This is a genomic window from Bacillus sp. ISL-7, assembly GCF_018613065.1.
In genome coordinates this window covers 58,601-74,389 of record NZ_JAGGQW010000014.1, presented here as the reverse complement: position 1 = coordinate 74,389, position 15,789 = coordinate 58,601, and the positions used below count along the sequence as shown (strand labels likewise).

Sequence of the window (15,789 nt, the reverse complement as noted above, 5' to 3'; positions counted from 1 at the left end):
TATTGTCCGTCCTACACGGACAATTTGAGCTGCTTTAGGTCATAATAACAAACGTTCGGAGCTTAAGTCCAAGCGTTTGTGGGGTTGTTTCTTGTTTTATAATGCTGCCTCTATTTCTTTGGCCATTGCTTTGACAGATTTTAAGCCTCCACCGCTTAGGTACCATGTGTCTGCATTTAGGTAGATAATCTTATCATTCTTAAAGGCAGCAGTTTTTTTAACTAACTCATTTTCAATAATTTCCTTTGCACCAATTTCTCCGCCAACTGCTGTCGCACGGTCAATAACAAACCCCATCATTTCTATAATTCTAGCGTTCCATTATTGATAATGAAAATCATTATCAATAAATTCTGAATTTGATTATAACATTCTGAATTTTGAAGCCAACGTCTAATTGAGAAACTTTTTCAGTGAGATTACCAAAGTAAAACATTTACTGAAGAGCCGAATTTCCTAAACAAGACTATATAAAGCCACGTGATGATTAATAAAATAATATTTTCCACACTCATAATGGACTTCCTAACCCTCATAAATTGGGCATTAGGAGGTGAATGTAGTGAAAAAATGGATATTGGCTATATTCCTACCCATTTTGATTTTATTGTCTGGATGCTCTAATGATCCTGTGCAAGATGATTTACTTAATTATGTAAATAAAGAAATGAAGGAAGCGGGGAAATTAGAGAGGGCTGCCGTTTCAGCCTATGAAGGGGTCTCGGGTACAAACTATCAGGATGATCAAACAATGTACGATGTCTTAAATAATGATGTTATTCCAAATTACAACGAATTTATTAAAGCTCTAGATTCTGTAAAGATTAAAACAGATGAGGTAAGAGAAATCCACGAAATATATATTGAAGGAGCGGATATACAGTTTAAAGCCTTTGCAATAATTAAACAGGCATTAGAAGAACAAGATGCCAATTTGATCCAAAAAGCCAATGATATGTTGGCTGACGCGCGAAAACATATTCGTAATTATCAAACTAAATTGGATAAATTAGCAAAGGAACACGATGTGGATATTGAAAAATAACATTGTCTCCAGACATAAGCTGTAACAAAAATCGAGTCAGTCCTCCAGTTTTAAACATTGGAGGACTGACATTTCTTTAGCATTCCCCATCAAGAGGTGGGCGTTTGCTCTCTATACTCTAGTTTTTCGCATTGGCGGGAATTCGAAGTAGGTCATCGTGCGCCACCCCCATTCCAATGGGCCGAAGCTGAAGTGGTGCAGCCAAATTGAACTGAAAGTCAACTGAATCACATAAATAGCTAAACAAAAATAAAGTGATTGTAAATTAGTGATATGATCGAATAAATCCAGCATCTTCCCCGCAACTAGGATTAAGATTGTTTGTGAAACATAATTTGTCAGCGCCATCCGTCCATAGCTCTTTAAAGGTGACAGAACCTTCCGGACAACAGGACAATTCAGAAGCAAAATCATCAGCCCGATATAAAAAGCAGAGACAATTGGACCAATCGTGATTCCAATCCGTAAGAATTGCTGCGTTTCTATGGACTCACCACCTGATCCAAATGCAAACGGAGCATGCTGATATTGATAAATAAGTCCTGCCACACATAAAACAAACATCCCCCCTGTGAAAATAGCTGTCACTTTCCATTGATCTGATATTCGTTCAAAGAGCCGGTACTGCCCGGCGGCGATTCCTAACAACATCAAAGGAACCACCATAAACATTTTCTGAGCATACAAACTTAGGACGAGCAACATGACCATTCCAAAAACAAGATTTACAACCTTGTTAGCTTTATAAAAAGGTAAAATAATCAGACCGCAAATAGCATAAACCGTTAATGCTTCCCCTGGATGAAATTGCACATGAACTAATCCAAAGATAAACAACACGAGGATTCGCCGTAAAAACAAAACATAGCCATTTTTCCCCTTCGCATTTGCCCTGGAGATAAATATATAAAACCCCACACCAAACAAAAAGGTAAAGATCGTATAAAAGCGACCTTCCACAAATAAGTATAAAAACCTCAAGTACGATGCATCAGAGGTGCTGGGAATTGGTAACTTAACCGACAATAATGGAATGATGTTAACCAGGATAATCCCCATTAGGGCAAATCCCCGTAAATAATCAAGAACATCGATCCGTGTGGATATCTCCTTCGCATTCATCCTAATCAACTCCACTATCATTATAACTGTTAACAAGATATTCAACTATTTTGCTAATCTAAAGAGGCTGACAGCATGCTTCCTGTCAGCCTTTAATATTTTCAGCTTTGCTACAATCGTTCTATCCCTTGATCAGGTGCTAGTAGTTCGTCCAACTCGGGTGCACTTGGCAAATCAACCATGGTTTCATTGACCCAGCTTCCCTTTTTCACAGGATTTTTAACATAACCGAGATTAAATTGTCCGATTTCACTTATATTGTATACCAGTTAGGAATATTAACCATTAGTCAATTAAATAATTATTATGATAATTTTTTTGGACAATTGCAAAACTAACATCTTGGTAAACCACTTACAAAAATAAGTTCACTGATGGCAAGTTAGTCTCTTCACATTAACTTGGTTTTTTTCCTCTATGAACTTGCACCTCCCTAATTGACCCAAACCAAACACCGCCCTTTTTCATACCTTAATAAAAAAACTGCAACTGAGATGTTTGTAAAATGGAGGTAAACAGAAATATGCTGGAGGTTAAGCAATCTCAATACGGGAGAGGGATTTTCGCGACTCGTGATATTAAGAAGGATGAACTTCTAGAGGTGTCACCCGTCATTGTATTCCCTAAAGATGAGTATAAGTATTTGAAAAAAACCCAGTTAATAAACTATGTCTTCTGGTGGGGAACAAATTATGATGACTGTGCATTAGCATTAGGAGTCGGGTCACTATTTAATCATTCCAGCACACCTAATGCCATTTTTAAAAGAAAATTTAAAAAAGGAATAATCAAATTTTATGCCTATACCGACATTAAGGCAGGCGAGGAAATTAAGATAAATTACAATGGAGACCCTGATGATAAGACACCATTATGGTTTGAGGAAGATTAAAACATTGATATTAAATTATGCCCAGTCGTTAGACTGGGCAAATTTATTATATCTTTTAGGCAATTTGCTTTTTCATAACCAGCAGACTAAAATTTGGATAAAAAGAAGCGTAAATAAAATTTCATCGAACGAAAAAGAGAGCACGTTTGCCCTCTTTTTTCACAAGTATTATTTAACTATAGTCAGTTTTTGGCCAATATAAAGAGGTTGATTGGGATCGAGGTTGTTGGCTTTGACGATGGAGTCAATCGTTACACCATTCTTCTGGGCAATCTTCCAGAGAGAATCGCCAGCAATAACGGTGTATTCATAAGTTGATACAGTTGGAAGGGTAATAGTAAATTTTGCTACATACCCAGAATCCAAAGTCATGCTGTCTTTCTTGTATTCTATTGAATACCAGTCTCCGATTGCGGAATAAATTTTTATATCTGTATTCATCGGGAGCACGATCTTTGTATCATACTGAGTTCCAGGATAGGTTCTAACATTGACGTTTGTCCTTGTCTTAGCATTTTCGATTGCTTGAATCTCCTGATTGGATGGAACTTTGATTAACGGCTTGGAGACATATCCATTTAGCACCGCCGTAACAATCCTGTACTCTACCTGATACCAATCACCAGTCTCCCCTTTTATGATCACTTCTGAACCGGCAGGGATGGTCCGAAGGATTGTACTTTGAGTAGTAGCCGCCGTACGCAGGTTAGAATTTTTTACAGTCAAACCAAAACCCTCTGTAATCTGAATTAATTTATCACGTGCTTCATACACATTCATATTTCCTGCAAGATCTGTAAGCCTGATAACTGGATAGTAATTCCCACGGATCACGTTAAAGCCCCGGCTGTTTTTTCCATCCCAATAAAAATTGGATGTACCCTTCAAGTGGCGTCCCCAGCCGATGGTCTGAACTACCAGGCCGCTTTCATCAACAATGGTAACATCCATTTCTGCCGTTTCACTTATTGTAACTGGAATTTTAATTTGATTCTTCCCATCCTGAACAGAAAGCTGGCTGACTGCTGGTAAATCGATCGTTGCCGTTGGCTTTTCTGTATCTAGCTGGCTTATTTTTGGAACAGCGTACGTATAGAGAAATTGATTAGTCTCCGATACAAAAATAGTATCTTTAATGACGCCGATTGGCCGTAGACCAGATGCGCCTGTAGTAGGTGTAAGCTGAAGAGTTGAATAAATGAGCTGCCCAGTTGCTGAATTAAAGAATTTTATCTTGTTGTAATTTCCCAAAATAATTCTGTCTGAGGCTACAACCATACCGCTTGACCCTCTAATGGTCTGTAGTCCCCCGGCAACGAACTGCTCTGCGTACATGGTCTTCCATTTTTGTACTCCAGTATTTTTATCAATCGCCATAATATTGATTTCATCCAGGACAATTAAAGAATCATTCGTTACAGACAGAGGCTGTGTAAACATACCCGTTGGACTAAACTTCCATAATGTTCTTCCGCTTGCAGCATCCAATGCCCAAATGGTTCTAGTTGTTTTTTTCGTTTCGAAGTAAAGCTTCTCTTCTTTATAGACAGGAGCTCCGTAAATAGGCAAGCTTGAATCAAGATCAAATGTCCAGAGAACAGTGCCGGAAGAGGAATCGAATGCATACATTTTGGATGTCATTTGCACTGGATTCCGTATATTGGCATACAGTCTATCTCCGCCAGCAACAAAAACTCCTTCGATTTGCTCTTGGAATTTAAGGGGATAACTCCATTTCTTTTGACCCGTTTTTATATCTACTGTACCAATCGCATCCAGACCCTCGGTGGTTTTGGTGTAATAAAACAATGTATTTTGGTCTATTAAAAGCCTGTTCGCAAAGGTATCAACGGTCCAGAGTGTCAGTGGAGCGTTTCCGTTATCCTGAATCGCATAAAGTTTATTCATAGTTGATGCGTAAACCACTCCGTCTCTTGCTATCAAATCAAGAAAGGCATCCTGGTTTTCTGTTGAAAAATCCCATTTCTCTTTATAAGTGTCCAAGTCGGTAGCAGAAAGAATTTTTTTCGAAATTCGTTCAACCGAGTACAACTGATTCTGATTCACGCTAAACAGGGAGGAAGCATTATTAAATGGATCTTTCTTTAACGTCAATAATGTTAAATCTACTGGCATTGTAGCAGTTGAATAATTGGTATTTCCCTGGTCAGCTAAGTGCATTTCCCAGTTTTGGTCATTAGCCCTTAAGCTACGATTCGTTACTAGCGCAGTTAACTCTGTTATCCTCTGCCTTAATTGTTGGTTTTCAACCTTTATTAGATGATAATCACTTGTGACTCTAAAAACCTTTTGTTTTTCATCCCAAGTAACCTTTGCTCCTACCCTGCTTAACTCCGATATCGGTACATAAGTATTGTAAGGGTTATTTCTATAGTAATGATTGAAATACATCATATTTGAACATCACACCTCCATTTTCGTGCACTAATCATTTTATGCACATATACCTACGTGGTGATGTTCAGTTAATTAAACAAACCAAAGAGCCTTTCCAAAAATGGAAAAGGCCCTTTATTTAATTGTTTAGATTAGATTTAAACAGTTTGTTGTTGCTGTTGGCGTAGTTTCCGAGCGGCTGACACCATATTTTTTAGCGATGCAATGGTTTCTTCTTCATGACGTGTTTTTAAACCACAATCTGGATTCACCCAGAACTGTTCTTTTGAAATAATTTCTAAACTATCGTTTAAAATTGCATTGATTTCTTCTAGACTTGGTACACGTGGACTATGAATATCATACACTCCTAAACCAATACCAAGTTCATATGGATTTTTTTTAAGAGATTGAATCAACTCCCCATGACTTCTAGACGTTTCGATTGAAATCACATCTGCGTCAAGGGCACGAATCGGCTCAATAAAGTCATTAAACTCGCAATAGCACATATGCGTATGGATTTGTGTTTCATTCTTCACACTAGAAGTTGCTAACTTAAAGGCATTTACCCCCCATGCTAAATAATCAGCCCATTTTTCTTTACGTAATGGCAATCCTTCACGTAATGCCGGTTCATCTACTTGAATAATGGCAATGCCTGCATCTTCTAACGCTGCAATCTCTTCTCTTAGTGCTAAGGCTAGTTGGTTGGCTACTTGTTCACGTGAAATATCATCGCGGACAAAAGACCAATTTAAGATTGTAATAGGACCTGTTAACATCCCTTTCACATACTTAGACGTTAATTGCTGTGCCGCTTCTACTTCCTTCACGGTCATTGGGGCTGTCCACTCGACGTCACCATAAATAATTGGTGGTTTGACACAACGTGAACCATAGGATACAACCCATGCTTTTTCTGTAAAGGCAAAACCTTCTAGCTTTTCTCCAAAGTACTCAACCATATCCGTCCGCTCAAATTCACCATGCACTAAAACATCCAGTCCTATTTCTTCTTGAATTTGAATCCAACGGGCTGTTTCACTTTTTAGAAACGCTGCATACTCAGCGTCTGTAATTTCCTTTTTACGCCATGCTGTACGTGTCCGTTTTACTTGATCTGACTGAGGGAAGCTGCCGATGGTTGTGGTTGGATAATCTGGTAAATCTAATGCCCTTTTTTGCAAAGGTTGACGTTCATTAAACGTCATTGAACGTGCAAAATGCTCTTGTGTTACTTGTAATACTAGCTCTTTCACACGTGCATTTTTCCTTGCCTTATGCTGTGCTAATGCTTCAGTTGCTATCATACTTTGTGACACGCTCTTATTTCCTGTCCAAGCCTCGTCACGTACGTAAGATGTAATATGTGATAACTCAATTATTTTCTCATCGGCAAATGACAAAGCATTTGTCAGTATGGCATCCAGCTTTGTTTCTGCCTTCGTCGTCACAGGTACATGCTGTAAACTACATGAAGACTGAATCCAAGCTTCTTTTACACCGCTTAATAATAAAACAGCTTTTGTATTGAATGCTTTTTCAGCCAAATTTGCCCGCCAAATATCCCGTCCATTTACGATACCAATTCCTAATACTTTGTCTTGTGGGAACCCGTGTTTTCGAAGTGAATCCATATTCTCTTCGGCACCATGTATGAAATCAAGACCAATCCCTGCAACAGGTAATTGAGACAGCTCTTCATACGCTGAAAGTCCTTCAAAGTAAGTTTGTAACATGATTTGTGCAGCCGGTACTTCTTCTGCTAATTGCTTGTAAATTTCCTGCACTAGTTTTACATCATCTGCAGTTAGTGAAAGGGTTAGTGCTGGTTCTTCCACTTGAATCCACTGTGCCCCAGCATCTACAAGCTGCTGCAATACTTGAGCATATAACGGTAAGAGTTTTAAAATAAACAATGCTTTGGTTTTGGCATCGTATCCTTTCGCTAAGCTAACAAAAGTAAAAGGACCGATCATTGTAGGCTTTGTAATAAGACCTAATTCCTCTTTGGCTTCTACAAAATAATCTAAAATGTAGTTTTTGGTTAATTGTAATGACTTGCCTTCATACTCAGGTACGATGTAGTGATAGTTGGTGTTAAACCACTTTGTCATCTCACAGGCCACAACATGGCTTGCCCCACGGGCCATTTCGTAATAAGTGGTTAGATCGACTTCATCACCTGTCCACTTATAACGATTTGGAACCATTCCAAACATTGCCGCATGGTCAAGCATGCGGTCATAAGTGGTAAAATCCCCAACTGTTAGTAAATCTAAACCTAATGATTGCTGGCGCTTCAAATTATTCAAACGATTCGTTTTCATCTCGAAAATAAATTGCTCCTCTGATATCGCACCTTTCCAAAAAGATTCTATACAACGTTTCCACTCCCGATTATCACCAATGTACGGGTAACCAATTGCAGTACTAACTAAATTCATTTTTCGTTCCTCCTTATTTAAATTTACATATTCCCAAATACAAAAAAGCCATCTCCACAAAATGGAAATGGCTTTACAATCAAGTTTAAGTTTTGCTAAAAAAACATGCATAAACATAGCTACTCATAACTCGTTTGTCGTACAAATGAAATGTCACCACCTATTTCCACGTAGGTATTTGGTGTGTACTGGAAATTGGCAGGTCTCCTGGCTTATCATCATGGCTCCTCACACCTTCCCATCCTAAGACAGTGGTATTTGTGATTCACTCCGATTTACAGTTGCGGGACAGCGACGGAATTACACCGTTCTTCCCTTTTAAGCCAAGCCTTAGCTTGGCACCAATTCTTACACGATATGTAATTTTCACTAACTATAGCATATTAATAATATGAAGTACATAATTTTCTGAAAAGTAGCTGATACGATGAATTTATTGGAAAAATTTAAAAGTAATTAGAACATAATTTTAATTTTACTCAATGACTTCTTATAAAATAAAAAAGGAATTGACGTAGCTTTTTTAAATAATCTGTTCCAACACATTCGGTTTAATTGTTAAGCTTAAATCAGGTATTTCAAAGTAATTCTTAATTGCTAGGGTACAGGCGCCCAATACACACGCATTTGTTCCGAGCTCTGATATTAATAACTCTTTATAATTACTAATAGATGATTTCAAGTTTGTTTTAATTCTACTTTCAACATCAGGAAACAGTTGCAATAATTCACTATTAAACACTACTGTATCAGGATTTAATATATTTATTATATTATTTAAACCGATAGAGACATACTTAATAAACACGTCCATTTGAGTCATAACTACTGGGTCTCTTAAAATAATTAGATTTTCTATATCTTTATAAGTCAATTTTGGTTTATTTAGTTTTTCAGATAATTGTTTAAAGAAGCTGATTTCAGAAGCATAAAGCTCCCAACAGCCTGAATTACCACAATTACATAATTCCCCATTAGGATTGATGATCATGTGACCAATTTCACCTGCGTAACCCTGATATCCTTTTACCAATTTACAATTAATCAAGACTCCTAGACCTATTCCGGAATACATACTGATACTGATTAAGTTCTCACTTCGATGGCAATTAAATACCTTTTCCGCAAATGCACATAAATTTGCATTATTTTCAATATAAACAATCATACATAAATTTTTCTCTAGATCGCCCTTAAGATCCTTATTATACCATTGGTGCTGTGGGACAAAGCCGATGGTTTGGTCACTCTTCACAGTTCCATGAATTCCAATGACGACGCCAACAATTCCAAAACGACTATTAGAATATTTTTCTTTATATTCTCTAATATGGTCGATTAATAGTTGAAGAACCTCGTCATAATTCGAGTTTTCTAACTTTACAGTATCAGAATGAACTGGATTTCCCATAATATCAGATACAGTAAATGTTATATTTTGATAGTCTGAATCAACTCCTAAAGCATAACCAGCATCCGCATTTAAAGATAGCATGATTGGCTTTCTTCCAACATGGTTATACTCCTGTTGAGATTCAACAATTATCTCTTCCCCTAATAAATTTGCTACCTGTGCAGAAATAGTAGCCTTAGTTAACTTGGTTATATTAGATAAATCGGCCCTCGAAATCTTTCCATGTTCTATAATTTTACTTATAATCAAGCTTCTATTTATCTTCTTAAGATAGGTACCTACACCAATTTCCATAAAGCTCACCCTTCTAATGAAAAAAACATTTATCTAATAGTACAGATGTGGAAATTCCTTATTATTATTACACAGAACTGCATAGTTTCAAAACTTTTGGCTATATTAATATGTTAGCCCATGACCAAGTTTATAGATATTACCATCGCTATCTTTATAAGCGTATTGGCTTCCTTTAGGCATATATTTATCCTTGTCATATCCCGGTACATCATTTCTCGACACACAATCCCCATGTTTATCAACCGCAATAACTGCTTCACTTGCAGGCAATGTCAACGGTAAAACACCGACTGGATGGAAATTGCCCGCCATCGCCTCAAACTGTGCGTTATAGTACGTATCGTATCCAGCGATTGATGCATCTGCCAAAGGTTCAACATTTCCAAGTATCCACGGCAAAATGACATTCACACTGATAATTACTTTTCCTCCACGAATATGAACACTGTCTGCAACTTCCTTCAAATGAACCATCCCACTTAAAGTTGTTTCTTGATACGAAGTGCCATCTAAAGCGATTTCATTTTTATCCTCGCAGATTTCAAGTTCTAAAAGTCCCGGTGTCGCGTTGAAATAAGCTCTAGATTTTGGACTTAAAAACAAAATAGCTGCATCGGCATCCTCATAGTTATTTGGGAATTAGTATTTTTTGATTCCCAAAATATTAACATAAATTTATAGTAGCAATCTGAAAGCGTCCTCACACCCAATATTGCTAACTTTTATATAAAATTGCGTAATGGTTTTAAATATTTTTATAATCATTTACAATCTGACCATCGTCAGATAAAATACTCTTAATATCTGTAGGGATATACATCATTTTTGAGGTGATTTTTATGATTGATCAAATCTATTCAGCTACAAAAGTAAGCTTATGGACCCGTTCTTTTATCTTTATTATGGCAGCAAACGGATTGTTGTTTATGGCGTTTGAAATGTTGCTTCCTACCTTGCCGTTATTTGTTTCAAGCATTGGAGGTGAAGCTTCCCAAATTGGCCTAGTCACAGGGATTTTTACAGTTTCAGCTATTCTTGTCCGTCCATTTTCTGGGATACTCACAACAAGATTCAATAAAAAATATCTACTGATTTTTGGGATGGCAATTTGTGCACTTTCAACAGGCCTTTACTACCTTGCGTCAGATGTTTGGACGCTTCTTGCTATTCGTTTAATTCATGGGATTGGATTTGGACTAGCAACCATCTATATTACAACGATTGCAGCTGAAAATATGCCTAAGGAGCGAATGGGTGAGGCTATGGGTTATTTTGGTGTTGGGGAGACCATAGCTATTTCTCTCGGGCCGGTAATAGGGGTTAGTTTGTTACAATCCTTTGATTTTAATGGAATGTTTTGGAGTGCTATGGCAATTTCTCTCTTAGCAATATTATTCGCCTGTTATACTTCGAGAAAATCTGAGTTTATTAATGAAAATGGAACTGAAAACCCTACTACTTCAAAATTCAAATGGGTAGAAAAACGGGTACTGCTCCCTTCTATTCTTATATTTATGACTGGAATAGCTGCTGGTGGAGTGATGTCCTTTACGGCTTTATACGCAGTTGATAAAGGATTCCACCTTATTGCATGGTTTTTCTTTATTTCTGCTGCGAGTGGTCTAGTGGTGAGGGTGATATCCGGAAAAATGTTTGACCGTTACGGACCTGGGGCGGTTTTAATACCCTCAGGAATAATTACGATTGCGGGGTTTATTGTGTTATTATTAGCACAGAATGAGCTCCAGTTTCTTATAGCCGGGTTCCTATATGGCTCAGGATTTGGGGCTATTTTTCCAGCACTTCAAACATGGTGCTTAAACATGGTTGAAGTATATGAACGTGAAAATGCAATTGCCTCCTTCTTTAATTTTTTCGATTTTGGTTTAGGAGGAGGTTCTCTTATTCTTGGTGTCGTTGCAGAAGCATTTTCATACCAGTCAGTATATTTCGTAGCTATAATAGCTTATTTATTGTTTCTACTCATCTATTTAATTTTTACTGTCAGTAAAAATAGACGGATAGCAGTTGCAAAAGATCATAAGGTATCACTTTTTCGCTAATGGAGGTAATATGAGCAAAGAAGAGATTAAAAAAATTGCCATAAAACATTTTAACCAATTTGGTTATGATGGAACTAAAATGGCTCAAATCGCAGAAGAGGCTGGAATTCGCAAACAATCCCTTTCCTACCACTATCCAACAAAAAAAGTGTTACTTATGGAAGTGTATAAAGAGGTAATAGAAGAAGAATGTACCTTTGTTCGTCAATATTTTGACGAACATAAAGAGGAACCATTAGAAAAACAGTTGTATGATTTTATCACTGAACACAAGAATCGTTTTTTGACAGAGCCTAACGCCACACTTATGTATTCTTTGTCATTCATTACACCAATAGATGTGCATGATTTTGTACTCTCACAATTCCGGCTTTACTTAACAGAATTAAAAGAGGTCCTTCGATTATGCTTTACCAACCATAAATGTAGATTAAGTCCTGAAGAATGTACGTTAGCCTTTGTTACTATGCTGGATGGTCTCGATATTCAGTTAGTTTATGAAACACGCCTAGCTTACGAAAGAGCCCAAAGGATCACTTGGGATATTTATTGGAGAGGTATCCAATAAATGCCAGTCTCACATTCACAAAAAGAGGCCATGAGTTTAATCATGTGCCTCTTTTTCTAATCGCTTGCTGCCTTTATACTCTGTAGCTGTCTTTCCTGTTACTTCTTTAAAAACTTTACAAAAATAATTATAGCTGCTAAAACCCACTTGTATACCAATATCTGTAATCGACAAACGCCCTTGTTCGAGAAGAAAAATGGCCTCATCGATACGCTTTTTATGAATATAATCAGTTACATTTTTATGCATCTCTTTTTTAAATTTCTTCGCGAGATAGGTTCGATTAAATTCAATTTCATCAGCTACAGATTGCACATTGATAGGTTCTGTAAAGTATAGATTTATATACATTAACGCTTTCGTTACAACAGGACTATATCCTTTAACGGCAAAATTCTTAACTGCATCACAATACTCTTCTACCATATTGAATTCCAACATATCTAATTCGGACATTGTCACCGCTGCCTCAATCTTAAGTGCAAATTTTTCCGAAATCGCATGTAAATATTGAGGTTCAACCCCACCCTTACCAGCAGCTATCCTATTCATAGTATTACCTGAAAAAGAAAAATTTTTTCTTGCCCGCAAAGGATTCCCAGGAACTCTATAGGTAAAATCACCTGAAAATTCAGGCAATACTTTCATTGCATTTTCTTTATCCCCTTTTTCGATAAAATGTAAAACTTTCTCTTCTGCCTCATACCTTAGTTTTATTTCCAAGCCATCCCGATCATAATCCTGTGTCTGTACATCCTTCTGATTTGGGTCATGACGATTTTTCATTGTAATTAATTGGGATTCAATATGGGGGTTACCCACGATATTCACTAACAAATCACCGATTGCCATGTAGGATTGTCCTAATTGGGATAATGATTTATAAAACTTCTCCAACGGGTTAAACCAATTATTTTCAAGACGATTGTTCCTCATTATATTCCAGATAAAATGATCAGTAACCCGTTCATTCAAGAAAGGGCCAACTAGAACAATTCCTTTAAACTGTGCTTCTTCATGTATTCCGACTGCCATATACGAAAGTTGAAATGAATTTGTATGAAAACAAAAACCATTTTTATTTGCCTTTTCTAGTGCTTTTTGAAGATCCGGATAGATTCTTTTTCGAGCTTCAACCAAAAGGAGGGGTTCGCTATCATTAGAAAGGTGAAAAATCGTTTGAAATTGTTCATCAACTACTTGTACATCTATATTAAAAGCATTTTTAATAAGCCTGCATTTGCTTAGCAGTTCATCCACTTTAATCATCCTTTGAATTCTTTAATACTTTGTTATCTAAATTGAAGGAATAATGAAAATTTTAATTTATCCGTAAAGTCTCAATTTTATAAAAAAAACAACAATATTGGATGTGGAAACGCTTTATTCTCTTTATTATTTGAATATGTTAATGATAACAATTAACGGTTAAGCCAACAACAAGTTTTAAGATTATGTAAGGTTGGTAAATTTCGGGTAAATTGCTTTCAAAAAGGACTTGATGAAGGAGGTAATGCAGGATATTCTGAATAAGCAATTGGTTTGTTTAATAAATTAATTAATTAACTACAAATTCTAGAGATATTGTACAGAAGTACTTTTTTAATAGGATTTGAAAGGGGTTTCATAATAAATTCTTTAACGCCTTTTGGAACACCAGCAAACAGGAATAATTCTAAATTCAACCAATCTTATTTCATTTAAACTGAAAGCGTTTTAAAAATTCTTATCAAATTTAAGAATAATGGGGGTAACACTGATGCAACAATTTGGATTGAAAGACAAATTCGGCTACATGTTTGGAGATTTCGGCAATGACTTCTTTTTTGCTATCGTAACTTATTATTTAATGGTTTTTTATACGGATATTCTTCATATCAGCCCTGCTACTGTTGGTGTCCTCTTTCTAGTAGCCCGCTTATGGGATGCGGTGGCCGATGTTTCTTGGGGCCGTTTTATTGATTCAAGAAAGGCCGGGATAAATGGTAAATTTAGACCGTGGATTTTTAGAATGTCATTTCCTCTTGTGATTTCAGGTGTATTGATGTTCGTGAAAATTCCTGGCATGTCTGATGGTTTTCATATGGCATGTGCATTCGCCACTTATATTTTATGGGGAACTCTTTACAGCACAGTTAATATTCCTTACGGCTCTATGACATCTGTGGTTTCGGATGACCCGAATCACCGTACAACCTTATCCACATGGAGAACGGCGGGGGCTAACTTCGCCTGGCTTATAATTGGAGCAGCATCTCCATTTATCTTTTTTGTTAATAACAAAGCAAGTGAGGACCGTTTCCTAATGGGGGCAATTATTTTTGCTATCCTTTCTCTTGCCTGCTATATGGCTTGTTATAAATTATCAACTGAACGGATTGAATACGCTCAAACTCAAGAAAAGCTAAACCTTGGAAAAACTTTAAAAGGTGTTTTGAAAAACAAAGCCTTATTGGTACTGTTGCTAGCCGCCCTGGTTCTATTAGTCGTTTATATGTTACAAGGAACCATTCAAACGTATTTGCTTAAAGACTTCTTTGGCAAAGCCACTGCTCTTAGTATCATGACTACCAGTCAAACAGTTCTAGCATTTGTAGCAATACCATTAATTACTCCATTAGCGAAGAAGTTTGGTAAAAAAGAAATGTCCGGAATATCGATGGTCATTTCTGGTGCTGTATACGCTGCCATGTACTTTATGCCAAACATGAGTCTGACAACATTTATTGTTCTTTCATCCATTGCTTACTTTGCACTTTGTTTCTTCAATACAGCTATCTGGGCGTTTGTAACAGACTGTATCGATTATCAGGAATTACTAACAGGAATTCGTGAAGATGGAACCATTTATTCAATTTATTCCTTTGCCCGTAAAGTAGGTCAGGCAATTGCCGGTGGTCTTGGTGGTTTTGCCCTATCAGCAGTTGGGTATGATGCTACTCTTAAGGCACAAACGGCAAGTACACTTCATGGGATTTTCTCGCTAAATACACTTGTAATGGGTATAGGCTATGGTGTAGTAGGATTAATTTTACTTCTCCTTTATCCATTAAACAAAAAACGGACACTTCAACTAACCGTTGATTTAGCAGAAAAAAGAAAAGCTACGATTGCATCAACTGGTAAACCAGCATAATGTTTGAAAAAGCAAGGGAAAAATCTTAACGAGTTCAATTTTAAGCTGCAAAAACAAAATTTAACACAAAAAAAGACGTGAGAACTGGCAACTGTTCGAACGTTTTTTTCTTATTTTAAGGAAATGGGCATCCGAAACAAATAATTTCTCAACTTCCTTGCTTTATTTCGAGTGGTAATGTTATTACTATTTCAGCAATAACTGTGACACACACTCTACATGTGCAGAGTGTATGTGGCAACACATGGGGTGTTGGTGAGTTCACACTCGTTTTATAATGGTTTATCCCTTTAAGAAAACAGATTCTTTCATCTTCCATAAAAGCGCCCGATTGTTGAAGATGTTATCTTGTTTTCCTTAGACCATACCTATAAGTTTTAGTCTGATGAAAACATAATCGTATAT

At 36.8% G+C, this 15,789-nt stretch carries 11 protein-coding genes, 1 pseudogene and 1 riboswitch; of the genes and pseudogenes, 5 read left to right on the top strand and 7 right to left on the bottom strand.

Annotation, left to right across the window (positions count from 1 at the left end; genetic code table 11):
- Window positions 1-96: 96 nt before the first annotated feature.
- Window positions 97-291: pseudogene (locus tag J7E66_RS03715) on the bottom strand (ABC transporter); the annotation flags it as partial.
- A 271-nt stretch (window positions 292-562) separates the two neighbouring features.
- Between J7E66_RS03715 and J7E66_RS03710 the strand changes: the two are divergent.
- Window positions 563-1,045, top strand: coding sequence for a hypothetical protein (locus tag J7E66_RS03710; RefSeq protein WP_308162454.1), 483 nt, complete (start codon window positions 563-565; stop codon window positions 1,043-1,045).
- A gap of 111 nt (window positions 1,046-1,156) precedes the next feature.
- Here J7E66_RS03710 and J7E66_RS03705 read toward each other — a convergent pair whose 3' ends face one another.
- Window positions 1,157-2,167 carry a DUF418 domain-containing protein gene (locus J7E66_RS03705; protein ID WP_214998085.1) on the bottom strand — a complete coding sequence of 337 codons (1,011 nt, stop codon included), beginning with the start codon at window positions 2,165-2,167 and terminating at the stop codon, window positions 1,157-1,159.
- A 523-nt stretch (window positions 2,168-2,690) separates the two neighbouring features.
- On the opposite strand from J7E66_RS03705, the gene J7E66_RS03700 reads away from it, so the two are divergent.
- The gene (locus tag J7E66_RS03700) at window positions 2,691-3,059 is read left to right on the top strand and encodes an SET domain-containing protein (RefSeq protein WP_214998084.1); all 369 of its coding nucleotides are present in this window, start codon (window positions 2,691-2,693) and stop codon (window positions 3,057-3,059) included.
- Between the two features lie 168 nt (window positions 3,060-3,227).
- Here the strand turns inward: J7E66_RS03700 and J7E66_RS32250 are convergent, their stop codons facing one another.
- The 4 genes from J7E66_RS32250 to J7E66_RS03680 form a co-directional block, all read right to left on the bottom strand.
- On the bottom strand, window positions 3,228-5,474 hold the full coding sequence (locus J7E66_RS32250) for an outer membrane protein assembly factor BamB family protein (protein WP_214998083.1): 2,247 nt from the start codon (window positions 5,472-5,474) through the stop codon (window positions 3,228-3,230).
- 140 nt (window positions 5,475-5,614) lie between these two features.
- On the bottom strand, window positions 5,615-7,906 hold the full coding sequence (gene metE, locus J7E66_RS03690) for a 5-methyltetrahydropteroyltriglutamate--homocysteine S-methyltransferase (RefSeq protein ID WP_214998082.1): 2,292 nt from the start codon (window positions 7,904-7,906) through the stop codon (window positions 5,615-5,617).
- 180 nt (window positions 7,907-8,086) lie between these two features.
- Window positions 8,087-8,267: riboswitch (cobalamin riboswitch) on the bottom strand.
- A 162-nt stretch (window positions 8,268-8,429) separates the two neighbouring features.
- Entirely contained in the window at window positions 8,430-9,614 is a 1,185-nt protein-coding gene (locus J7E66_RS03685; RefSeq protein WP_214998081.1) for an ROK family protein, read from the bottom strand.
- A 105-nt stretch (window positions 9,615-9,719) separates the two neighbouring features.
- On the bottom strand, window positions 9,720-10,082 hold the full coding sequence (locus J7E66_RS03680) for a hypothetical protein (RefSeq protein WP_251032741.1): 363 nt from the start codon (window positions 10,080-10,082) through the stop codon (window positions 9,720-9,722).
- A 374-nt stretch (window positions 10,083-10,456) separates the two neighbouring features.
- Between J7E66_RS03680 and J7E66_RS03675 the strand changes: the two genes are divergently transcribed.
- On the top strand, window positions 10,457-11,680 hold the full coding sequence (locus tag J7E66_RS03675) for an MFS transporter (protein ID WP_214998080.1): 1,224 nt from the start codon (window positions 10,457-10,459) through the stop codon (window positions 11,678-11,680).
- Window positions 11,681-11,690: 10 nt separating this feature from the next.
- Window positions 11,691-12,248 (top strand): TetR/AcrR family transcriptional regulator, encoded by a 558-nt coding sequence (locus J7E66_RS03670; protein WP_214998079.1) that lies wholly within the window; start codon window positions 11,691-11,693, stop codon window positions 12,246-12,248.
- Window positions 12,249-12,284: 36 nt separating this feature from the next.
- Here the strand turns inward: J7E66_RS03670 and J7E66_RS03665 are convergent, their stop codons facing one another.
- On the bottom strand, window positions 12,285-13,508 hold the full coding sequence (locus J7E66_RS03665; protein WP_214998078.1) for a helix-turn-helix domain-containing protein: 1,224 nt from the start codon (window positions 13,506-13,508) through the stop codon (window positions 12,285-12,287).
- Between the two features lie 499 nt (window positions 13,509-14,007).
- On the opposite strand from J7E66_RS03665, the gene J7E66_RS03660 reads away from it, so the two are divergent.
- Complete coding sequence (locus J7E66_RS03660) at window positions 14,008-15,384, top strand: MFS transporter (RefSeq protein WP_251032740.1); 1,377 nt, start codon at window positions 14,008-14,010, stop codon at window positions 15,382-15,384.
- The last annotated feature ends 405 nt before the right edge of the window (window positions 15,385-15,789 follow it).